Origin of the sequence: Mesorhizobium dulcispinae (genome assembly GCF_033977345.1) — a bacterium.
GTDB lineage: Bacteria > Pseudomonadota > Alphaproteobacteria > Rhizobiales > Rhizobiaceae > Mesorhizobium > Mesorhizobium dulcispinae.
The window spans coordinates 302,367-323,623 of sequence record NZ_JAVIIY010000007.1 but is presented as its reverse complement, the minus strand read 5'-3'; the positions used below and the strand labels follow the sequence as shown (position 1 = coordinate 323,623).

At 64.0% G+C, this 21,257-nt stretch carries 19 protein-coding genes; 9 read left to right on the top strand and 10 right to left on the bottom strand.

Annotation, left to right across the window (positions count from 1 at the left end; translation table 11 throughout):
* The first annotated feature begins 52 nt into the window (after nucleotides 1-52).
* From RFN30_RS18005 to RFN30_RS17965, 9 genes are all read left to right on the top strand, one after another.
* Nucleotides 53-1,441 (top strand): aldehyde dehydrogenase family protein, encoded by a 1,389-nt coding sequence (locus RFN30_RS18005; protein ID WP_320263417.1) that lies wholly within the window; start codon nucleotides 53-55, stop codon nucleotides 1,439-1,441.
* An 18-nt stretch (nucleotides 1,442-1,459) separates the two neighbouring features.
* Nucleotides 1,460-2,632 (top strand): iron-containing alcohol dehydrogenase, encoded by a 1,173-nt coding sequence (locus tag RFN30_RS18000; protein ID WP_320263416.1) that lies wholly within the window; start codon nucleotides 1,460-1,462, stop codon nucleotides 2,630-2,632.
* 246 nt (nucleotides 2,633-2,878) lie between these two features.
* Nucleotides 2,879-3,985: an ABC transporter substrate-binding protein gene (locus tag RFN30_RS17995; protein ID WP_292329613.1), complete on the top strand. Its 1,107-nt coding sequence runs from the start codon at nucleotides 2,879-2,881 to the stop codon at nucleotides 3,983-3,985.
* Between the two features lie 61 nt (nucleotides 3,986-4,046).
* The gene (locus tag RFN30_RS17990; RefSeq protein WP_126087753.1) at nucleotides 4,047-4,961 is read left to right on the top strand and encodes an ABC transporter permease; all 915 of its coding nucleotides are present in this window, start codon (nucleotides 4,047-4,049) and stop codon (nucleotides 4,959-4,961) included.
* The gene (locus tag RFN30_RS17985) at nucleotides 4,958-5,749 is read left to right on the top strand and encodes an ABC transporter permease (protein WP_278206856.1); all 792 of its coding nucleotides are present in this window, start codon (nucleotides 4,958-4,960) and stop codon (nucleotides 5,747-5,749) included. The genes RFN30_RS17990 and RFN30_RS17985 overlap by 4 nt, the downstream gene beginning before the upstream one ends.
* 11 nt (nucleotides 5,750-5,760) lie before the next feature.
* Nucleotides 5,761-6,825 (top strand): ABC transporter ATP-binding protein, encoded by a 1,065-nt coding sequence (locus RFN30_RS17980; protein ID WP_320263415.1) that lies wholly within the window; start codon nucleotides 5,761-5,763, stop codon nucleotides 6,823-6,825.
* 396 nt (nucleotides 6,826-7,221) lie between these two features.
* Nucleotides 7,222-8,775, top strand: a complete 1,554-nt coding sequence (locus RFN30_RS17975; RefSeq protein WP_320263414.1) for a cation:proton antiporter — start codon at nucleotides 7,222-7,224, stop codon at nucleotides 8,773-8,775.
* Nucleotides 8,776-8,901: 126 nt separating this feature from the next.
* The gene (locus RFN30_RS17970) at nucleotides 8,902-9,816 is read left to right on the top strand and encodes an endonuclease/exonuclease/phosphatase family protein (RefSeq protein ID WP_320263413.1); all 915 of its coding nucleotides are present in this window, start codon (nucleotides 8,902-8,904) and stop codon (nucleotides 9,814-9,816) included.
* A gap of 7 nt (nucleotides 9,817-9,823) precedes the next feature.
* Entirely contained in the window at nucleotides 9,824-10,669 is an 846-nt protein-coding gene (locus tag RFN30_RS17965; protein ID WP_320263412.1) for an EamA family transporter, read from the top strand.
* A 12-nt stretch (nucleotides 10,670-10,681) separates the two neighbouring features.
* Here RFN30_RS17965 and RFN30_RS32415 read toward each other — a convergent pair whose 3' ends face one another.
* The 10 genes from RFN30_RS32415 to RFN30_RS17915 form a co-directional block, all read right to left on the bottom strand.
* Nucleotides 10,682-10,819, bottom strand: coding sequence for an antibiotic biosynthesis monooxygenase family protein (locus RFN30_RS32415; RefSeq protein ID WP_430699062.1), 138 nt, complete (start codon nucleotides 10,817-10,819; stop codon nucleotides 10,682-10,684).
* A 141-nt stretch (nucleotides 10,820-10,960) separates the two neighbouring features.
* Complete coding sequence (locus tag RFN30_RS17955) at nucleotides 10,961-11,098, bottom strand: antibiotic biosynthesis monooxygenase family protein (protein ID WP_320263411.1); 138 nt, start codon at nucleotides 11,096-11,098, stop codon at nucleotides 10,961-10,963.
* Between the two features lie 10 nt (nucleotides 11,099-11,108).
* Entirely contained in the window at nucleotides 11,109-12,737 is a 1,629-nt protein-coding gene (locus tag RFN30_RS17950; RefSeq protein WP_320263410.1) for a GMC family oxidoreductase, read from the bottom strand.
* Nucleotides 12,738-12,748: 11 nt separating this feature from the next.
* Nucleotides 12,749-13,510, bottom strand: a complete 762-nt coding sequence (locus RFN30_RS17945) for a 3-ketoacyl-ACP reductase (protein ID WP_320263409.1) — start codon at nucleotides 13,508-13,510, stop codon at nucleotides 12,749-12,751.
* A gap of 160 nt (nucleotides 13,511-13,670) precedes the next feature.
* Nucleotides 13,671-15,188, bottom strand: a complete 1,518-nt coding sequence (locus RFN30_RS17940; protein ID WP_320263408.1) for an FAD-dependent oxidoreductase — start codon at nucleotides 15,186-15,188, stop codon at nucleotides 13,671-13,673.
* Between the two features lie 68 nt (nucleotides 15,189-15,256).
* A complete protein-coding gene (locus RFN30_RS17935; protein ID WP_320263407.1) occupies nucleotides 15,257-16,372 on the bottom strand; it encodes an ABC transporter ATP-binding protein in 1,116 nt (371 codons plus the stop codon).
* A 23-nt stretch (nucleotides 16,373-16,395) separates the two neighbouring features.
* Complete coding sequence (locus RFN30_RS17930; RefSeq protein WP_320263406.1) at nucleotides 16,396-17,340, bottom strand: carbohydrate ABC transporter permease; 945 nt, start codon at nucleotides 17,338-17,340, stop codon at nucleotides 16,396-16,398.
* Nucleotides 17,337-18,296: a carbohydrate ABC transporter permease gene (locus RFN30_RS17925; protein WP_320263405.1), complete on the bottom strand. Its 960-nt coding sequence runs from the start codon at nucleotides 18,294-18,296 to the stop codon at nucleotides 17,337-17,339. Before RFN30_RS17925 ends, RFN30_RS17930 begins: the two co-directional genes overlap by 4 nt.
* 131 nt (nucleotides 18,297-18,427) lie before the next feature.
* The gene (locus RFN30_RS17920; RefSeq protein WP_320263404.1) at nucleotides 18,428-19,681 is read right to left on the bottom strand and encodes an ABC transporter substrate-binding protein; all 1,254 of its coding nucleotides are present in this window, start codon (nucleotides 19,679-19,681) and stop codon (nucleotides 18,428-18,430) included.
* Between the two features lie 59 nt (nucleotides 19,682-19,740).
* Nucleotides 19,741-21,252, bottom strand: a complete 1,512-nt coding sequence (locus RFN30_RS17915; RefSeq protein WP_320263403.1) for an aldehyde dehydrogenase family protein — start codon at nucleotides 21,250-21,252, stop codon at nucleotides 19,741-19,743.
* Nucleotides 21,253-21,257 lie beyond the last annotated feature (5 nt).

The following is a 21,257-nucleotide window of genomic DNA, read 5'->3' as shown; positions in this document are numbered from 1 at the left end:
AATGCAGCGCCAGCCACGTGATTTTCGATTGTTGTAAAACTGCGAGGAAGACATGACCGAAACGGTCAAACTGAAATCCCCCATCGACGGCTCGATCTATGCCGAGCGGCCGGTCGCGACCGACCAGGCGATCAACGCAGCGGTCGAGCGAGCCAAAGCCGCTCAGGAGAAATGGGCCGAGACGCCGGTCGTCGAGCGCGGCAAATATATGCTGGCAATGCTCGAGGCCCTGGTTGCGATGACCGACGAGATCGTGCCGGAGATCGCCTGGCAGATGGGCCGGCCGGTGCGCTATGGCGGCGAGTTCGGCGGCGTCAAGGAACGCACCAACTATATGGTCGAGATCGCCGAACAGGCGCTGAAGCCGGTCATGGCCTCGAATCCGAAGGACGGTTTTCGGCGCTATGTGAAGAAGGTGCCGCTCGGCGTCGTCCTGGTGATCGCGCCCTGGAACTATCCCTATCTCACAGCGGTCAACACCATCGTCCCGGCGTTGATGGCTGGCAGTGCCGTCATCCTCAAGCATGCGGCGCAGACGCTGCTGGTCGGCGAGCGCTTTCAACAGGCCTTCGAGAAGGCGGGCCTGCCCAAGGGCCTGTTCCAGAACTTGGTCATGAACCACGCCCAGACCGAGAAGCTGCTCGGCTCCGGTAAGATCGACCACGTCAACTTCACCGGCTCGGTGGCGGGCGGGCGCGCCATCGAGAAGGCGGCGGCCGGCACTTTCATGACGCTTGGTCTCGAGCTCGGCGGCAAGGACCCGGCCTATGTGCTGCCCGACGCCAAGATGGACCATGCGGTCGCCAACCTGGTCGACGGCGCCTTCTACAATTCCGGCCAGTGCTGCTGCGGCATCGAGCGCGTCTATGTGCATGAGAAGGTCTATGACGAGTTCGTCGAGGGCTTCATCGCCGAGACCAGGAACTATGTCGTCGGCAATCCGCTGGAGCAGGCGACGACCATGGGGCCGATGGCGCAGGCTCGCTTCGCCGACCTGATCCGCGAGCAGAAGGCCGAGGCGCTGCGCAAGGGCGCCAAGGCGCACGTCGGCATGAAGGTCGAGAACGACAAAGCCGGTTCGCCCTATCTGGCGCCGGAAGTGCTGACTGACGTCGACCACCAGATGAGCGTCATGCGCGAGGAAAGCTTCGGCCCGATCGTCGGCATCATGAAGGTGCGCAACGACGAGGAGGCGATCGCGCTGATGAACGACAGCCCCTATGGGCTGACGGCGTCGATCTGGACGCGCGACACCGAGCGCGCGGTGGCGATCGGCGACCGCGTCGAGACAGGCACGGTGTTCATGAACCGCTGCGACTATCTCGATCCGGCGCTGGTCTGGACCGGCGTCAAGGATACCGGCAAGGGCGCGGCTCTCTCGGCCATCGGCTACGACAACCTGACCCGGCCGAAATCCTACCACCTGCGCGAAGCAATCTGATTTTTCGAAAGACGATCCATGTCCAAGCTGATCTCCAAATGGAACTACCCCACCACTGTCCGCTTCGGCGCCGGCCGCATCAAGGAATTGCCGGATGCGCTGGCAGCGGCCGGCATCAAGCGCCCGCTCTTCGTCACCGACCCCGGCCTGGCGAAACTTCCGGTCGTCGCCTCGACGCTGAAGATCCTCGACGACGCCAAGGTACCCTATGGCGTGTTTTCCGAGGTGAAGCCGAACCCGGTCGAGTCCAACCTCACCGCCGGCATCGCCGTGTTCAAGAAGGGCAAGCATGACGGCGTCATCGCCTTCGGCGGCGGCTCGGCGCTCGATCTCGGCAAGCTGATCGCCTTCCAGGCCGGGCAGACGCGCCCCGTGTGGGATTTCGAGGATATCGGCGACTGGTGGACCAGAGCCGATTCCGACGCCATCGCGCCGATCATCGCGGTGCCGACCACGGCAGGAACCGGCTCGGAGGTCGGCCGCGCCGGCGTCATCACCAACGAGGAGACCCACACCAAGAAGGTCATCTTCCATCCGAAGCTCCTGCCGGCGATCGTGATCGCCGATCCGGAGCTGTCGGTTGGCATGCCCGCCTTCATCACCGCCGGCACCGGCATGGACGCGCTGGCGCACTGCCTCGAGGCCTATTGCGCGCCGGGCTATCATCCCATGGCCGACGGTATCGCGGTGGAAGGCATCCGGCTGGTGTTCGAGAACCTGCCCAAGGCCTTCGCCAACGGCAAGGACCTGGTCGCCCGCGCCCATATGATGAGCGCCGCCGCGATGGGTGCCGCCGCCTTCCAGAAGGGGCTGGGAGCCATCCACTCGCTGTCGCATCCGATCGGCGCGCTCTACGACACCCATCACGGCATGACCAATGCGGTGTTCATGCCCTATGTGCTCGCCTTCAACCGCGAGGCGATCGAGGACCGCATCGCGCGGCTCGCCGCCTATTGCGGCATCAAGGGCGGCTTCGACGGTTTCGCCAAGGCGATCGTCAAGCTGCGCAAGGAACTCAAGGTGCCGCACGCGCTGCCCGGCCTGATCAAGGGCCTCGACATGGACAAGAAGCGCAAGACGCTGATCGCCGACATGGCGGTGGTCGATCCGACTGCCGGCGGCAACCCGGTCAAGCTCACCAAGAAGGCGGCGCTGACGCTGCTCGAAAACGCGATCGCCGGCTCCGTATGAGCCGGCTTCGGGTGCCGAAAAGTTGAAGAGGCGACATCTGAGGGAGGAGGAGGAGAAGGGGCGAGAGGCAAGGCGACTAACCATTAGCCGGAAAATTAAGTGCGGGCTAATTGCTACAGTCCGTTAAAAAGAGTTAACTTTTTGTGCCGCGGGGCTCGGGTTTCAAAAAGCCTTCATCTGGCTGTCACACGAAAACGGTACCCGCATCGCAGGCGCCCAACAGCGCCAGTTCAACGGAGAGAACACATGTTCAAGTTCACGGGGAAGGTGCTTTCCCTCTCGGCCGCGGCGCTGTTTGCGTCGACGATGATTTCGTCCGCGGATTCGATGGACGATCTCGTCAAAGCCGCGAAGGCTGAAGGCCAGCTGACTGTCATCGCGCTTCCGCATGACTGGTGCGGCTACGGGGCAGTGATCGACGCTTTCAAGGCTAAGTATCCAGATATCACCGTCAACGAGCTCAACCCCGATGCCGGTTCTGGCGACGAGGTCGAGGCGATCAAGGCCAACAAGGACAATAAGGGCCCGCAGGCGCCCGACGTCATCGACGTCGGTCTCTCCTTCGGCCCGACCGCCAAGAAAGACGGCCTGATCCAGGCTTACAAAGTATCGACCTGGGATTCGATCCCGGACAGCGCCAAGGATGCCGATGGTTTTTGGACCGGCGACTATTACGGCGTGCTGTCCTTCCTGGTGAACAAGGATCTTGTGAAGCAAGCTCCGGCTGACTGGGCCGACCTGCTGAAGTCGGATTACGCCAACACCGTCGCCCTCGCCGGTGATCCGCGTGCCTCGAACCAGGCGATCCAGGCGGTCTACGCGGCCGGCCTGTCCGGCGGTGCTGCTGCTGGTGAAGCAGCGGGCACGGCAGGTCTCGACTTCTTCAAGAAGCTCAACGCCGCTGGCAATTTCGTGCCGGTGATCGGCAAGCCGGCCACGCTGGCCCAAGGCCAGACCCCGATCCTGGTCACCTGGGACTACAACGCGCTTGCTGGCCGCGACACGCTGAAGGGCAACCCGCCGGTCGACGTCGTCGTGCCGAAGACCGGCGTGGTCGCCGGCGTCTATGTGCAGGCGATCAGCGCTTATGCGCCGCATCCGAATGCGGCCAAGCTCTGGCTCGAGTATCTCTACTCCGACGAGGGTCAGATCGGCTGGCTGAAGGGTTACTGCCATCCGATCCGCTTCAACGACCTCGCCAAGAACGGCAAGCTCCCGGCCGACGTGATGGCCAAGCTGCCGCCGGCTGAAGCCTATGCATCGGCCGTGTTCCCGACCCTCGATGAGCAGGGCAAGGCCAAGGAAGCGATCACCAAGAACTGGGATGCCACTGTCGGCGCCAACGTGAAGTAGCAGAATGATATGGCCGGGCGGCTCTGGCCGCCCGGCTCTTCTCACAGACGGTAGCCGGCGCATGACCGATCTCTCGCTTTCCGACCAGACAATTGCGGGAAAGACCGCGCCGCCCAGCGAAGCGCGCGCGTTGCGGCTGCCGACGCAATGGATCGGCGTTGCGCCCTTCTTCATCTTCGCAGTCATGTTCCTTATCCTGCCCACGCTCTACCTGATGCTGGGCGCGTTCCAGAACGAGGCTGGCGAGTTCACGCTGGAAAATCTCATCGCGCTGTCGGAGCCAAACATCGTTGCCGCCTACTGGATCTCGATCAAGGTCAGCTTGGCTTCGGCGCTTATCGGCGCATTTGCCGGCCTGGCAATCGCGATCGCCATCGTGCGCGGCGGCCTACCCAACTGGATACGGTCGGCGACACTGACCTTTTCCGGGGTAGCCTCCAATTTCGCCGGCGTCCCTCTGGCCTTTGCCTTCCTCGCCACGCTTGGCCGGCTCGGTCTCGCCACGGTGATCCTGAACACTCTCTTTGGCCTCAACATCTACGCGCATGGCTTCAACATCCTGTCGTTCTGGGGCCTGACGCTGACCTATGTCTATTTCCAGATCCCATTGATGGTGGTGATCATCGTGCCGGCGATCGACGGGCTGAAGAAAGAATGGGGCGAGGCCGCCGCGACACTTGGCGCCACCACGGCGCAATACTGGCGCATGGTTGTCATTCCGGTGATCTGGCCGAGCTTCCTGGGCACCGTTATCCTGCTGTTCGCCAACGCTTTCGGGGCGATTGCCACTGCCTATGCGCTGACCGGTTCCTCGCTCAACATCGTGCCGATCCTGCTCTATGCGCAGATCCGCGGCGACGTGCTGCACAATGCCCATCTCGGCTATGCGATCGCCTTCGGCATGATCGTCATCACCGGCCTCGCCAATGTCTTCTACATCTGGTTCCGGACCCGTTCCGAAAGGTGGCTGAAATGAAGACCGGCAGATTCTGGGCCTGGGTGGTCTTCATCCTCGGCGCGGCCTATTTCTTCATTCCGCTGATCGCGACGGTGGAATTTTCCATGCGCATGCGGCGCGGCGCCTATTCCTTCGACGCCTATCAGATCGTGCTTGGCGACGCCCGCTTCCAGGCGACATTCATGTATTCGGTGGTTGCCGCCATATTCACCATCATCCTCGGCGTGCTGGTGGTGGTGCCGGCGGCCTATTGGATCCGGCTGCGGCTGCCGCAAATCAGGCCGCTCGTCGAGTTCATCACGCTGCTGCCGCTGGTCATACCGGCCATCGTCATCGTCTTCGGCTATATCAGGATGTATGGGTCGAATTCGCCGCTGCCGTTCCTGGCAAACGATACGGCCACCAACGCTCTGCTGGTGATCGGCTACGCGACATTGTCGCTGCCCTACATGTACCGCGCTGTGGATACAGGCCTTCGCACCATCGACGTGCGCACGCTGACGGAAGCGGCGCAGATCCTGGGTGCCGGCTGGTCCACGATCATTACCCGGGTGATCCTGCCAAACGTGCTGATCGCTGTGCTCTCCGGTGCATTCCTGACCTTCGCCATCGTCATCGGCGAATTCACGATGGCCAGCCTGCTCAACCGGCCGGCGTTCGGTCCCTATCTGCAGAATATCGGCGCCAACCGCGCCTATGAGCCGGCGGCGCTTGCCATCATCGCCTTCGCCATTACCTGGGGCTGCATGTCGCTGATCCAGATCCTTTCGCGTTTTGCGCCGAAATCGGCGAACCGCCCGAACTGAAAGCAAAAGCCATGGCCGAGCCGTTCCTCTCCATCCAGCACGTACGAAAGTCCTTCGGCGCCACCACCGTGGTCGAGGATTTCAACCTCGATGTCGAGCCGGGCGAATTCGTCTCCTTCCTCGGCCCGTCCGGCTGCGGCAAGACGACGGTGCTGCGCATGGTGGCCGGTTTCGAGGAGCCCTCGGCCGGCAAGATCGTCGTCGGCGGCAAGGACATCACCAGGCTGAAACCCAACCAGCGCAATGTCGGCATGGTGTTCCAGGCCTACGCGTTGTTCCCAAACCTGACGGTGGCGCAAAACATCGCCTTCGGACTGAAAGTTGCCGGCATGCCGAAGGCCGACGCCGACAGGCGCGTCGCCGAGATGCTCGACATTATCAAGCTGCCGCAGATGGCCGACCGCTATCCCTACCAGCTCTCCGGCGGCCAGCAGCAGCGTATCGCGCTGGCGCGCGCCATTGCGCCGAAGCCGAAGCTTTTGCTGCTCGACGAGCCGTTGTCGGCGCTCGACGCCAAGGTGCGTATCTCGCTGCGCGAGGAAATCCGTTCGATCCAGAAAAAGCTCGGCATCACCACGATCTTCGTTACGCACGACCAGGAAGAGGCGCTGTCGATCTCCGATCGCATCGCCGTCATGTATGGCGGCAAGGCCGAACAGGTCGGCACGCCGTTCGAGATCTATAACCGGCCGGCGACCAAGTTCGTCGCCAATTTCGTCGGCACGCTCAACGTGCTGGAAGGCAAGGTCACCGACCCCGCCTCGGGCAAGGTGCAGGTCAACACGCAGGAGGTCTCGCTCAAGGGCAAGCTCAACGGCTCGAAGTCCGGCGACACGCTGTCGCTTGCGCTGCGGCCGGAAGCGATCTCGCTGGCGCGCCAGCCCGGCCACGACACCAGCCTGTCGGGAGAGATCGCCGAAGTGCATTTCCTCGGCTCGGTGATCCGGGTGCGCGTCGGCATCGGCGGCAATACGGTGTCGCTCGACACCTTCAACAACTCCGCTACGCCGCCGCCCGTCGTCGGCGAGAAGGCGGATATCTCCTTCTCGTCAGGCGACATGCTGGTGCTGCACTAGGGGACGAACAGCGTTCTTTCGCACGTCGTCGACCCTTGCAAACCATCGGTAGCCGATGTGCCTGCAATGACCAACCGTCGGCGCCGCCCCTCATCCGCCTGCCGGCACCTTCTCCCCGTATAGTGACGGGGAGAAGGCGCTGGTCGTGACGCTGGCGCCTCATTCTGCAACGGGGACAATTGGCGAAACCATTGGTGGCGGCGTCTTTCTCCCCGTCACTATACGGGGAGAAATGCCCGGCAGGGCAATGAGGGGCAGCGCTGACCTGAACCGGTAGCTTTGAAATCCCAGGCGAAGCAGTTCCCCCTCTTTCCGGGCCGGCCAAGGCTCCGACAATCAACAGCATCCTGACTCGAGGGTACTGCCAACCGTGGCGCTTCGCCGCTACGATGAGCCATGGCGCTCTTCGAACTCACTCTTGTCCTGCTGCTGATTGCCGTCGCGCTGACGGCGGTGTCGCGTTGGCTGGAGGTACCTTATCCCTCTCTGCTGGCTTTAGCCGGGGCAGGGCTCGCGTTCCTGCCCGGCGCCCCGATGATCGAGATTGATCCGGAACTGGCTCTGGCGCTGTTCATCGCGCCGGTGCTGCTCGATGCCGCCTATGACACATCGCTGCGCGACCTGAAACGCTACAGGCTGTCGCTGGCGCTGCTGGCGCTCGGCGCTGTCGTCTTCACCACCGTGATCGTTGCCTTCGTCGGCTGGAAGATGGCCGGCCTGCCGATCGCGGCGGCGATCGCGCTCGGCGCCATCGTCGCTCCGCCGGACGCGGTGGCGGCGAGCGCCGTGCTCAATCAGTTCAAGGTGCCGCATCGCCTCACCGCGATCCTGCAGGGCGAGAGCCTGCTCAACGACGCCACGGCGCTTCTGATCTACCGGATCGCCGTTTCGGCGGCCATCGGCTCGGTCATGCTGAAGGACGCGGTGCCCGTGGTTCTTTTGTCGACGATTGGCAGCGTTGCCGCCGGCTATCTGTTCGGCCGCATCTCGCTGCTGACGCTGACACGCATCGAGGATGCGGCAAGCAGCACCGTGGTGCAGTTCGCCGGAACCTTCGCTGTCTGGATCATTGCCGACAGGATCGGCCTTTCTGCCATCATCACCATCGTCGTCTATGCCATCACCATCGCGCGCACCGCGCCGCGCCGCATGTCGGCGAGGCGCCGCGTCAGCACCTATTCGGTCTGGGAGTCGGCGGTGTTCGTGCTCAACGTGCTGGCCTTCGTGCTGATGGGCCTGCAGGCGCGGTCGATCGTCGGCCGGCTCTCCGGTGACGGGCAAGGCGATGCATTTCTCTTCGCCGCAACCGTGCTGGCCGTCGTCATCGTGGCGCGTCTGGTCTGGGTGCTGGCTTATGTCGCCATCATGAGACGATTTGCCCGCTTCGACAGCGAAGAACAAAGGCGGGATGCGCCGACGTTTCGCGGTGCGGTGCTCGTCGGCTGGTGCGGCATGCGCGGACTGGTGACGCTGGTCGCGGCTATTGCCCTGCCAGCGGGCTTCCCCGGCCGTGACCCGATCGTGCTTGCTGCCTTCGCGGTCGTGCTCGGCACGCTGGTGCTGCAGGGCATCAGCCTGAAGCCCTTGCTGCGCCGGCTTAACTTCGAGCGGGACACGACGATCGACCGCGAGGTGGCTTTGGCACGCGTCGCCATCATGCAGGCCGCGCTCGACGTACTGAGCCGCAAGACATCGGCCGCGGCGGCGGTCGTGCGCGAGCAGTATGAGGCTCAGCGTCTGGTCGCCGAGAATCCGGAGGACGCACAGGCCGCGACCGAATACGACCGGCTTCGCCTCTATGCCATCAACCGCCAGCGCGACACGCTCGAGGAACTGCGCCGCAACGGCACGATCGGCGACGAGGCCTATCACCGGCTGGAAGAAGAGATCGACTGGTCGGAACTGGCGGCGTCGCCGGCCGGACGTTTCCAGCCGCTTACCACTTATTAGAAACGATCTTATTGGAGAGCGGCCGTCCGGCGGGTCAACACTGGCATATCGCGCTCGCCAACACGGTCCATTGCAACGCCGCATGCGGGGCGCTACTGCCATCGCCGGAACTGAGCCGGTTAATCGATGAAGCTGATCAGCTACAACATCCAGTATGGGTTCGGCAGCGACGGCCGCTATGACCTCGCGCGCGCGGCGCGTCTTGTCGACGGGGCCGACATCATCGCCTTGCAGGAAGTGGAGCGGCACTGGCAGCGCAGCAATGGCGACGACCAGCCGGAAATTCTCTCCAGGCTGCTGCCGGACTATTACTGGGTCTACGGCCCGGCTTTCGACACGGATGCCAGCGAAAAGCGCAACGGCCGCGTCGTCAACCGCCGGCGGCAGTTCGGCACCATGGTGCTGTCGAAGCTGCCGATTGACTGGTCGCGGCTGCATACGCTGCCGCTGCGCCGCACGCTGAGGCCGCTCAACACCCGCAACGCCGCGCTCGAGTGCATGATCCGCACGCCGGCGGGGCCGGTGCGGGTCTTCTCGCTGCATCTTGCCCATATCGCGGCCGAGGAGCGGCTGGAGCAGATCGACTATCTGCTTGCCGAGCATCGCCGCGCGCCATCCGACGGCGGCCCCTGGAGCGGCGCTGACGACGAGCCGCAGCGCAACTGGAGCAACGGCGAGCCGGAGCCCGAAAACCCGCTGGCGGCGATCTGGCTTGGCGATTTCAACATGGAGCCTGGAAGCGCCGAATACCGGCGCATCGTCGGCAGCACGCCCTACCATCGCGGCGCCGCCTATATCGACGGATTCGTCGATGCCGTGGCCGTCGCCGACGAGCCCGGGGACTTCCATACGCACGAGAAGATCATCGACGGCAGGCTGGTGAAACGACGGCTCGATCATTGCTTCGTCAGCGGCATGCTGGCCGGGCGGGTGCGTTCGATAACGGCCGACATCGGCGAGGTGGCTTCCGACCATTTCCCGCTCCGCGTCGATATCGATCTGGAGACGCCGGGCATCGCCCCATGCCCGACGGGCAGGTGAGGCGGGTATGACGCTCTTCGTCTTCCTCGCGGTGCTCTCGGCGGCCGCCATGCATGCGATCTGGAACGCGCTGGTCAAGGTGCATCTCGATCGCTTCCTGTCGATCACGCTGATGACGCTCGGCATGGGATTTGCGGCGCTGTTCGCGCTTCCCTTCGTCGAAGTGCCGAAGGCCGAGGTGTGGCCCTACATCATCGCCTCGGTGATCTTCCATATGGGCTACCGGACCTTTCTGGTCGGCGCCTACAAGGCCGGCGATTTCGCCCAGACCTATCCGCTGGCGCGCGGCACGGCGCCGCTCTTGTCGGCGCTCGGCGCCATCATCCTGCTCGGAGAGGTGCCGGCGCCGCTCGCCATCTTCGGCATCGTGCTTTTGTCGGCCAGCACAATGGTGATGTCATTTCGTGGCGGCGTGCATCTCGAACGGTTCAATCTTCGCGCCGTCGGCTTCGCGCTCGGCACTTCGATCTTCATCGCCAGCTACACGCTCTCCGACGGCAGCGGCGCGCGGCTCGCGGCAACCGCGCAAAGCTATGCGGCCTGGCTGTTCGTCTGCGACGCGGCATGGGCGCTGGTGCTGTGCGTCGCCTTTCGCGGACCGCAATCGCTGCCCGTGCTGGCGCGCGACTGGAAGGCGGGGCTGTTCACCGGGGTGCTCAGCGGCGCCGCTTACTGGATCGTGATGTGGGCGATGACCAAGGCGCCGATCGCCTCGGTCGCTTCGCTGCGCGAGACCTCGATCCTGTTCGCCATGCTGATCTCGGTGCTGGCGCTGGGCGAGAAGATGACGGCATGGCGCGCCGCGGCCGCGCTCGGTATCGTCGCTGGCGTCGTCGCGCTGAGAATGGGCTGATTTCTCGGCCGGTCAGCCGAGAATCTCCAAATCGACCACCATCAGCCCCTCGGTGCCGCCGTCGAGCGCAGTGACCAGACGAGCGCCGGCGCACTGATGCGCCTCGTGCACCAGATAGGCGTCACGGGCGACCGCATCGCGGAAGTCGATAGTGAAGCCGTGGCTGAAGCCGCGCGCGAAGGGTTCTGGGCTGACATTACAGCGCCGCGCGTCCTTCGGACGCGCAAAGGACGCTGTAACACTTTGATTTTGCGCATGATCCTTTCCGAAAATCGTAAACGATTTTCGGGGTCATGCGCTGGCGCTGAAATAGACCTTGCCCATGCCATTGACGAGCGAACGCAGCGCTTCGAGATCGGCGTGGATCGCTGCGCGCTCGGAAGTGGGGACATCGTTGCGGAAGCGGACAAGGACGCAGTGCCTGATCATCGACCGCCCCTCAAGCCGCCTTGTTGCCCTTGAACACCGCCGGCGGTAGTGGCTCGCGGCCGAGGATCAGGTCGGCGCCCTTTTCGCCGACCATGATCGTCGGCGCATTGGTGTTGGAGGAGGGGACGCGCGGCATCACCGACGCGTCGCAGACGCGCAGGCCCTCGATGCCGCGCAGCCTCAGATCCGGCGTCACGACGCTCATTGCGTCATGACCCATGCGGCAGGTGCCGACCGGGTGGTGGTCGGTCTTCGAGGTTCGGCAGGCATAGTCGAAGAGGTCGGCATCGCTTTGCAGCGCAGGGCCGGGCAGCACCTCGCGCAGCACATAGGGCTGCAGCGCTTTCTGGCGCATGATCTCGCGCGCCAGCCTGAGCCCCTTGATCGACATGTCGCGATCGTAAGGATCGGACCAGTAGTTCGGGTCGATCAGCGGATGGTCGGCCGGGTCGGCGCTCTTCAGCCGTACCGTGCCGCGCGAGCGCGGGCGCAGGAAAGCGGAATTGAGCGTCACGCCGGGGTTCTTCAGCTTCTCGACGCCGGCCTCGATGCCGGAGCCGAGGCCGAGATGGAACTGGATGTCGGGCGAGGCGGCGGTCGGGTCGGCGTACCAGAAGCCGCCGGTCTCGAAGAGGCTGGAGGCGACCGGGCCCTTCTTCAAAAGCAGATATTGCAGGCCCGCCCACATGGTGCGGTGCAGCTTGGCGTAGTTGTCGTAGGTGTGGTCGCCGGTGCATTCGGCAATCACGAACAGATCAAGATGGTCCTGCATGTTCGAGCCGACGCCGGGCAGGTCGTGGACAGGTGCCACGCCGACCGACTTCAGATGATCGGCCGGGCCGATGCCCGACTGCATCAGAAGCTTCGGCGAGCCGATGGCGCCGGAGGAGACGATCACTTCACGTTCGGCGCGCAGGATCGCCTTCTCGCCGCCCGGCTTGTCGACGATCTCGACACCGATGGCGCGGCCCTTCTCGACGACGATGCGGGTGACCAGCACGTCGGTCCTGAGCGTCAGATTCTTGCGGGCGCGGATCGGCTTCAGATAGGCGACGGAAGCGGATGAGCGCCGCGCGTCCTTCTGGGTGAGCTGGTAGTAGCCGACGCCTTCTTGGGCAGCGCCGTTGAAATCCGAATTGAAGGGAATGCCCATCTCCTGTCCGGCGCGGAAATAGGCCTCGCAGATCGGCAGCGGCGAGATCGGGTTCGAGACGCCGAGCGGCCCCTGGTCGCCGTGATAGTCGTTGGCGAAGCGCTGGTTGTTCTCGGCGCGCTTGAAATAGGGCAGCACGTCGCGATAGCCCCAGCCGGTCAGCCCTTCTTCCTTCTCCCAGGCGTCATAGTCGCGCGCATTGCCACGCGTGTAGATCTGGGCGTTGATCGACGAGCCGCCGCCGACCACCTTGGCCTGGGTGTACCAGAAGACGCGGTCCTTCATGTTCTTCTGCGGCATGGTCGACCAGCCCCAGGAGGCGATCCCCTTGGTCATCTTGGCGAAGCCCGCCGGCATGTGGATCAGCGGATGCCAGTCCTTGCCGCCGGCCTCCAGCAGCAGGACCGAATTCGATGGATCCTCGCTCAGCCGGTTGGCCAGCACGCAGCCGGCCGGACCGGCGCCAACAATGATGTAATCAGCCATTGTTCCACCACTCACAAGCGAGGCACGGAAAGCGCGCCGTCGACATCGATGACCGATCCGGTCGAAAAGCCGAACTTGCCGGAGGCCAACGCGGCCACCACCGCGCCGATATCGGCGGCCTCGCCCCAGCGTCTGGCCGGCACCAGGCCGCCGTCGATCAGCGCGTCATATTTTGCGGAAACACCCGCGGTCATGTCGGTGCGGATGATGCCCGGCCGCACCTCGAACACGCCGATGTTTTCCGCCGCGAGCCGCAGCGCCAGGTTCTTCACCCACATCGAAAGACCGGCCTTGGAGATGCAATAGTCGGCGCGTTCCGGCGAGGCCATTGTGGCGCTGACCGAGGTGATGGTGATGATCGATCTGGCTGACTTGGCGGGCGTCGCCAGGATCGCCTTGGCTACTGCCTGACTGAGGAACAGCGTGCCACGCAGGTTGATGGCAATCGCGCGGTCGAAATTCTCCGGCTTCAGCTCCAGAAGATCGCCGCGCACCACGGCGCTGACGCCTGCATTGTTGACGAGGCAGTCGATGCGACCGAAGGCGCGCATGGCGGCACTGACAAGCGTTATGTGATCGGCAAGGTTGGCGATATCACAACGATGGTAGGCGAACGCTGCACGACGCGCTGTGATGTTCTCCATAAGCCGTTTGGTGGGGTCGTCGGCAAGGTCGGCGACAAGGATGTCGAAGCCGGCATCGGCCAAAGCTTCGGCGCAGGCAAGCCCGATGCCGCGCGCACCGCCGGTGACGATGGCTGCTGGGCGGGTCATTTGAGCATGTCTCCTTGGACGGCAGCACTGCCCCTCATCCGCCTGCCGGCACCTTCTCCCCGTATAGTGACGGGGAGAAGGGGGATGGCCGCGACGCCGGCGACTCCCTCTCCCCGTTCTTCACGGGGAGGGGGTAGGGGTGAGGGGCGGCGCCGACCTGTCATGCCGAAAGCTCCGTCTTGCGGATGTGGTCGGCGACGCGCAGCGCCTGGGCCGCGATCGACAGCGCCGGGTTGACCGCGGCCGAAGTCGGCAGGAAGCCGGCGTCGACGACGAAGAGGTTCCGGTGGTCGTAGGCGCGGCAGAACGGGTCGAGCGGCGCTGTTGCCGGATCGTTGCCCATGCGCACGGTGCCGCACTGGTGCGAGGGCGTGCGCTTGTCGAAGGGGCGCGACAGCACGATCGGGTAGCCGCAGGCGCGGAAATTCTCGCGCATCACCCTGGTCAGGCCTTCCAGCGACTGCATGTTGGAGCGCCGCCACTGCATGACGATATCCTTGCCGTCGACCATGATGCGGCTTTCCGAGTCCGGCAGGTCCTCGCACATCAGGTACCAGTCGACGGCGTGGCCGGCCATGAAATCGAGCGCGAATTTCGGCGCCAGCTTCACATTGGCCCTCAGCATGTTGCCGTCGATCTTGCCGAGCAGTTGCACATTGCCCAACGGCTTGCCGCCCTTGCCATCCGACAGATAGTAGTCGTTGAGCATCAGCGTCTTCTGGTAGACCGCATCGTTGCGACGGCGCGGGTTGATCGCCAGCATCGCGCTCGAATTGTGGTTCATGAAATTGCGTCCGACCTGGTCGGAGCTGTTGGCGAGGCCTTTGCCCCCTTTCTTGCCGGTATTGGGCGATGGCGAGCGCAGCAGGATGACGGCCGAGTTGACCGCGCCGGCCGAGAGGATCACCAGCTTCGGCGACAGCGTCTTTTGCGAGCCGTTCTGGGTGTAGTGGATGGCGGCGATCGACTTGCCGTCCGGCGAGGCCTCGAGCCAGTCGACATGCGCGCCGGTTTCGAGCTTGATGTTCTTGTCCGCAAGCGCCGCAGTCAGCGGCCCGGTCTGGGCGTCGACCTTACCCTGGCCGGTGTTCGGGAAAGCATCCCAACCCGTCTTGCCCTCCTTCAGCCAGGCTTCGATGTCGACGCCGAGCGGCAACGAGGCCGGATGCAGGCCGAGGCCTTTCAGTTCGGCGCGGGCGCGGGCGATCGAAGGTTCGTCGGGCACCGGCTTGAAGGCGTAGGGGATTGAGTGGAACGGCTCGGTCGGATCCTCGCCGAGCGTTCCGCGCACGCGAAAAAGCTGCTCGGCCTTCGAGTACCAAGGTTCGAACTCATCATAGGAAAACGGCCAGGCGGGCGAGACGCCGCCGAAATGCTCGAGCTCGGAGAAGTCCTCCTTGCGGTAGCGGATCAGCACGGCGCCGAAGAACTTCGAATTGCCCCCGACATAGTAGTAGTTGCCGGGGTTGAAGGCCGGGCCGCCAGCCTCGCGCCACATCTCCTTCGGCCGGTAATGCTCGTCGACGAAGATCGACCGCGTCGAGCGCGCGTGCGGCGTTGCGGGAAGCGGTTCGCCGCGCTCCAGGATCAGGATCGAGGCGCCGCTGCCGGCCAAGCCGGAGGCGGTCGTGGCGCCGCCAATGCCGGAGCCGATGATGACGATATCCGGATTTGTCATAGTCTAAAGGTCTTTGTTTTGATGCATGTCGTTGCCCCAAAACCGGAGCCACTTTTGGGCGACATGCATCAGAGAATGCGCTTCTCAGTCGCCGGGTCGAAGAACACCGCCTTGGTCAGGTTGAAGGCAAGCGGCGTCACCGTGCCAGGCTGGATCCTGGCATCCGCCCGCAGCCGCGCCACCACGCCCTTGCCGCCGAGATTGGTGACGGCGAAGGTGTCGGAACCAGCCGGCTCGACCACTTCGATGTGGCAGTCGGCGGTGGCGATGGCGGACCCGTTGCGCTCCGCACCTTCCGGATCGGTCAGCGCTTCGGGACGCACGCCGAAAATGACCGGCTTGTCCTTGAAGGCCGCAAGGCCAGCCGGCGCGCCGGGAAGCGACAGCGTGATCGGCTGGCGCGCCTCGCGATCGAGCACGACGGACAAGCCGCTGCCATTGGCACCGATCTTGGCCGGGATGAGGTTCATCGCCGGCGAGCCCATGAAGTCGGCGACGAAGACATTGGTGGGGTTGTTGTAGATCTCGGCCGGCGTGCCGAACTGCTGCACCTCGCCGTCGCGCATCACGGCTATCTTGGTCGCCAGCGTCATCGCCTCGATCTGGTCGTGGGTGACATAGACGATCGTCGTGCCGGTCGTGGCATGAAGGCGCTTGATCTCGATGCGCATGTCGACGCGCAGCTTGGCGTCGAGGTTGGAGAGCGGCTCGTCGAACAGGAAGAGTTTCGGGTCGCGCACCAGCGCCCGGCCCATGGCGACGCGCTGACGCTGGCCACCGGAGAGCTGGCTCGGCTTGCGGTTGAGCAGGTGGCCGATCTGCAGGGTCTTGGCCACCTTGTCGATCGCCTTCTGGCGCTCGTCGGCCGGCACGCCGCGCATCTCCATGCCGAAGGCGATGTTTCCGGCCACCGTCATGTTCGGATAGAGCGCGTAGCTCTGGAACACCATGGCGATGTCGCGCTTGGAGGGGTGCAGGTCGTTGATCGCGCGGCCGTCGACGCGGATCTCTCCCTCAGTGATGTTCTCCAGCCCGGCGATGGTGTTGAGCAGCGTGGACTTGCCGCAGCCGGACGGACCGACCAGCACGAGGAAGCCGCCCTTTTCGAGCTCGACATCGATGCCCTTCAGGATCTCGACATTCCCGAAACGCTTCTTCAGCCCATCAATTTCCAGAAAAGCCATGGTCGTTCCTTCAAGAAAAGAGATCAGCCCTTGACCGCGCCCGCCATCAGCCCGCGCACGAAATAGCGGCCGGCGACGACATAGACGATCAGGGTGGGGAGCGCGGCGATCATCGCCGCGGCCATGTTGACGTTGTACTCGACGACGCCGGTCGAGGTGTTGACGACATTGTTCAGCGCCACCGTCATCGGCATCACGTCGCCGGTGCCGGCATAGGCCGAGGCGAACAGGAAGTCGTTCCAGATGTTGGTGAACTGGTAGATGACGGTGACGACGAAGATCGGCATCGAGTTCGGCAGCATGATCCGACGGAAGATCTGGAAGAAGGAAGCGCCGTCGACCTGCGCCGCCTTGATCAGCTCGGTCGGGAAGGCCTCGTAGTAGTTGCGGAAGAACAGCGTGGTGAAGCCCAGGCCATAGACGACATGGACGAAGACCAGGTTGACCGTCGAGTTGCCGAGGCCGAACGAGAAGCCGGTCGCGTTCCGCAAGGTGACGCCGAAGCGGCCGATGCTGCCGAGGATCGTCGCCATCGGCAGCAGCACCGATTGGAACGGGATGAAGCAGGCGAACAGCATCATCGCGAAGACCAGCGTGTGGCCACGGAAGCGCCATTTGGTCAGCACATAGCCGTTCAGCGCCCCGAGCAGCGTCGAAATCAGCACCGCCGGAACCACCATCTTGATGGAGTTCCAGAAATAGCCCTTGATGCCGGCGCAGGTGAGACCGACGCAGGTTTCGCCCCAGGCCTTGAACCACGGCGCGATGGTCGGCGCCTGCGGCAGCGCCAGCATGTTGCCGTTCTGGATCTCGTCCATGGTCTTGAACGAGGTGACCAGCATGACGAAGAGCGGCATCAGGTAGAACAACGCGAACAGCGCGAGCAGCCCGTAGATGACGATGCGGTTGACCGCCTTGGCGCTGATGCCGCTGCCGGCCTGGCGGGCAGGTAAGGTGACGGCGCTCATCGCGACTTCTCCCTGAGCTCGGAATAGAGGTAAGGCACGATGATCGCGGTCAGCGTCATCAGCATGATCACCGCGCTGGCCGAGCCGACCGCCATCTCGTTGCGCTTGAAGGTGAACTCATACATGAAGTTGGACGGCAGCCAGGCCGAGCCGCCGGGCCCGCCGCTGGTCAGCGCCACGACAAGGTCATAGGACTTGATGGCGAGGTGGGCGAGCACGATGAAGGCCGAGAGGAACACCGGCCGCAAGAGCGGGATGACGATGCGGCGGTAGAGCTGGAAGGTTGTCGCGCCGTCGATCTGGGCGGCCTTCATGATCTCGCCGTCAATGCCGCGAAGTCCGGCCAGGAACATCGCCATGATGAAGCCTGAGGCCTGCCAGACGCCGGCGATCACCACCGTGTAGATGACGAAATCCTTGTTCTTGATCCAGTCGAAATGGAAGCTCGTCCAGCCCCATTCATGCAGCGTCTGCTCGAGGCCGAGGCCTGGATCAAGGAACCATTTCCAGGCCACGCCGGTGACGATGAAGGAAAGCGCCATCGGGTAGAGGTAGATCGGCCTGAGCATGCCTTCGCCGCGGATCTTCTGGTCGAGTAGGATGGCCAGGAACAGGCCGAGCGCCAGGCAGATCAGGATGTAGAGGAAGCCGAAAATGCCCATGTTGGTGATCGAGGTGTACCAGCTCGACGGCGGGTCGCTCTCGAAGGTCCAGCGCCACAGCCGCTGATAGGCGCGCGCGCCGGTGATGTTATAGGACGGGAAGGTCTTGGAGTTGGTGAACGACAGATAGATCGTCCACAGGATGAAGCCATAGACGAAGACGATTGTCGCCGCGAAGCTCGGCGCCAGAACGATCTTCGGCAGCAGATCCTGCAACCGCGAGCGCACCGTGGTGCTCGGACGGCCGTTATGCTCCGGCGTTAGCGATATGGTGGTTTCGGCAACTGTGCTCATCGGCTCATCCAGTACCGGTTAGCGGGGATCGGCTTGGCGCGCGGGCACGCCAGGCAACAGTCCCGGATATCGTCTCGACAGGAGACCTCCCCCGCCAAGGCGGGGGAGACTCGAGTTTACGGCAAAACGGCTTACTTGGCGTCGTCGATCGCCTTCACCAGTTCGGTCACGGCCTCGTCCGAGGTCTTGATCTGACCGTGGACGAACTTCGAGATGACGTCCTTGTAAGCGTTGGCAACCGCCGGAGGCGCGCCGTAGCCCTGGGCCAGCGAGCCGAACAGCGTGCCGCCTTCATTGGCCTTCTTCAGGTCGGCGATGCCCTTCTTGCCGCAGGCGTCGAAATCGGTGTCAGGCACGTCGGTACGGGCCGGAACCGAGCCCTTCACGACGTTGAAGGCCGACTGGAAGCTCTTCGACAATGTGGCGGTGGCAAGCGCCACCTGGGCGGCCTTGCGGTCGTCCGGAACGTTGAACATGCCAAACATGTCGGAGTTGTAGATCACGGTGCCGTCAGTGCCCGGGAAGCGATAGCACAGGAAGTCGGTGCCCGGGGTCTTGTTGGCGGCGTGGAACTCGCCCTTGGCCCAGTCGCCCATGACCTGAACCAGCGCGTCGCCCTTGATGACCATGGCGGTGGCGAGGTTCCAGTCGCGGCCCGAGAAGTTCGGGTCGACATATTTGATGAGCTTGGCGAGGTTGTCGAACGACTTCTTCATCGTGTCGGACTTGAGCGACTCGTCATCGAGGTCGTTCATCGCCTTCTTGTAGAACTCCGGCCCGCCGGTCGACATCACAACGGAGTCGAACATGGTGGCTTCCTGCCAGTTCTGGCCGCCGAGCGCGAGCGGGATGACGCCGGCCGCCTTCGCCTTGTCGAGCAATGCCACGAAGTCGTCGAAGGTCTTCGGCTCGGTGCCGCCGATCTTGTCCATCACCGCCTTGTTGATCCACAGCCAGTTGACGGAGTGGACGTTGACCGGAGCTGCGACCCACTTGCCGTCATAGACGGAGAACTTCTGCAGGGCGGTCGGAACCGACTTGTCCCAGCCTTCCTTCTTGGCGGTCTCGGTCAAGTCGCCCATGACGCCGGCGGCGGCATAGTCGAGCACGGTGTAGCCGAGCATCTGCGAGGCGGTCGGATAGTTGCCGGCCGCGACCATAGCCTTCAGCGCGGTCATGGCGGCGTCGCCGCCGCCGCCGGCCACGGGCACGTCCTTCCAGGCATAGCCTTCCTTGGCCAGATCCTGCTTCAGCACGTTCAGAGCGGCCGCTTCGCCGCCCGACGTCCACCAATGCAGCATCTGCACTTCCTTGACGTCCGCGGCATGCGCCGAGAACGCAAAGCTCGTCGCAAGAGCCGTTCCGATAAGCAGTTTGCGCAACATGAACTTCCTCCCTTGTTGCATTCACATCACCGGCGGGATTGCCGCCGGGGTCTCCCAACTCAGCCGACCCACCACCCGGTGCGCTGGCCGCGATGAAACTGAATGGTCTTTTCCTCGGTATAATCCTCGACGGCACGTTTGCCGAGTTCGCGTCCGAGACCGGACTGCTTGTAGCCGCCGAAGGGCAGTTCGGGATAACCTTCCATGAACGTGTTCACCCAAACCGTCCCCGAACGCACACCGCGCGCCACCGAGATGCATGTGTCGATGCTGGCGCTCCACACTCCCGCAGACAGACCATAGGGCGTGTTGTTGGCGATGTGCAATGCCTTTTCAATCGTTTCAAAAGTGAGCACGGACAGCACCGGCCCGAATACTTCCTCGCGGGCGATGGCCATGTCCTCGGTGACGTTGCTAACGATGGTCGGATCGAGATACTGGCCGGCGTTGGACGTGAGCTGTCCGCCGCCACTGTAAACGCTGCCACCGTCGGTTTTCGCGGCGCTCACATAGCCGGCTACCTTTGCCATGTGGTCGGCGGAGATCATGGCGCCGACCTTGGTGCGGTCGTCAAGCGGATCGCCGACCCTGACCTTCCCGGCCAGCGCCTTGACGGTCCTGAGGAAGTCGTCGGCGATCGCCTGATGCACGATCAGCCGGCTCCCGGCGTTGCAGCATTCGCCGGCGTTGAAGAAGCCGCCGAACACCGCCGCGTCCGCCGCCGCCTCGAGATCGGCGTCGGGGAAGACGATCTGGCCGTTCTTGCCGCCGAGCTCCATCGAGACCTTCTTCAAGGAATTCGAGGCCGCCGCCATGGTCATCTTGCCGACGCGGGTCGAGCCGGTGAAGGAGACCATCTCGACCAGCGGATGGCTGACCATCGGCGCGCCGACATCGGCGCCGAAACCGGCGAGGATGTTGACGACGCCCGCCGGCAGGCCGGCCTCCAGCAGGATGTCTCCGAGCACGAAGGTCGAGGCCGAGGTCATCTCGCTCGGCTTCACCACCACCGTGCAGCCGGCGGCGAGCGCGAACGGCAGCTTCTGGCTGACGATCAGGAACGGGAAATTCCAGGGCGTGATGATCGAGACGACGCCGATCGGCTCACGCAGCACCACGCCCAGCATGGCATCGCCGAGATTGGCATAGCTTTCGCCATGCAGCGTGCGGGCAAGCGAAGCCGCATAGCGCCAGATGTCGACGGCGCCGCCGATCTCGCCGCGCGCTTGGGCGATCGGCTTGCCGGATTCCAACGCGTCGAGCCGGGCGATCTCTTCAAGCCGGGCCTCGATCAGGTCGGCCGCCTTGAGCAGCACCGCGGCGCGCTCGGAAGCCTTCATGCGCGGCCATGGGCCGGTCTCGAAGGCTCTATGCGCGGCCTGGACCGCGGCTTCCACTTCCGCAGCGCCCGCCTGGGCGTAGCGCGACACGGCAAAGCCGTGGCCGGGGCTCATGCGCTCGATGGTGTGACCGTCACGGGCGTCGACATGCTTGCCGTCGATCAAAAGCTTGTAGGCCTTCGGCGCCCGGGACGCCTCGGCAGGCATGGCAATGTTGAGGGGTGCGTTCATCATTC

Coding starts and splice junctions, on each gene's coding strand:
- RFN30_RS18005 (WP_320263417.1), top strand. CDS start 53: ATGACCGAAACGGTCAAACTGAAATCCCCCATCGACGGCTCGATCTAT.
- RFN30_RS18000 (WP_320263416.1), top strand. CDS start 1,460: ATGTCCAAGCTGATCTCCAAATGGAACTACCCCACCACTGTCCGCTTC.
- RFN30_RS17995 (WP_292329613.1), top strand. CDS start 2,879: ATGTTCAAGTTCACGGGGAAGGTGCTTTCCCTCTCGGCCGCGGCGCTG.
- RFN30_RS17990 (WP_126087753.1), top strand. CDS start 4,047: ATGACCGATCTCTCGCTTTCCGACCAGACAATTGCGGGAAAGACCGCG.
- RFN30_RS17985 (WP_278206856.1), top strand. CDS start 4,958: ATGAAGACCGGCAGATTCTGGGCCTGGGTGGTCTTCATCCTCGGCGCG.
- RFN30_RS17980 (WP_320263415.1), top strand. CDS start 5,761: ATGGCCGAGCCGTTCCTCTCCATCCAGCACGTACGAAAGTCCTTCGGC.
- RFN30_RS17975 (WP_320263414.1), top strand. CDS start 7,222: ATGGCGCTCTTCGAACTCACTCTTGTCCTGCTGCTGATTGCCGTCGCG.
- RFN30_RS17970 (WP_320263413.1), top strand. CDS start 8,902: ATGAAGCTGATCAGCTACAACATCCAGTATGGGTTCGGCAGCGACGGC.
- RFN30_RS17965 (WP_320263412.1), top strand. CDS start 9,824: ATGACGCTCTTCGTCTTCCTCGCGGTGCTCTCGGCGGCCGCCATGCAT.
- RFN30_RS17955 (WP_320263411.1), bottom strand. CDS start 11,098: ATGATCAGGCACTGCGTCCTTGTCCGCTTCCGCAACGATGTCCCCACT.
- RFN30_RS17950 (WP_320263410.1), bottom strand. CDS start 12,737: ATGGCTGATTACATCATTGTTGGCGCCGGTCCGGCCGGCTGCGTGCTG.
- RFN30_RS17945 (WP_320263409.1), bottom strand. CDS start 13,510: ATGACCCGCCCAGCAGCCATCGTCACCGGCGGTGCGCGCGGCATCGGG.
- RFN30_RS17940 (WP_320263408.1), bottom strand. CDS start 15,188: ATGACAAATCCGGATATCGTCATCATCGGCTCCGGCATTGGCGGCGCC.
- RFN30_RS17935 (WP_320263407.1), bottom strand. CDS start 16,372: ATGGCTTTTCTGGAAATTGATGGGCTGAAGAAGCGTTTCGGGAATGTC.
- RFN30_RS17930 (WP_320263406.1), bottom strand. CDS start 17,340: ATGAGCGCCGTCACCTTACCTGCCCGCCAGGCCGGCAGCGGCATCAGC.
- RFN30_RS17925 (WP_320263405.1), bottom strand. CDS start 18,296: ATGAGCACAGTTGCCGAAACCACCATATCGCTAACGCCGGAGCATAAC.
- RFN30_RS17920 (WP_320263404.1), bottom strand. CDS start 19,681: ATGTTGCGCAAACTGCTTATCGGAACGGCTCTTGCGACGAGCTTTGCG.
- RFN30_RS17915 (WP_320263403.1), bottom strand. CDS start 21,252: ATGAACGCACCCCTCAACATTGCCATGCCTGCCGAGGCGTCCCGGGCG.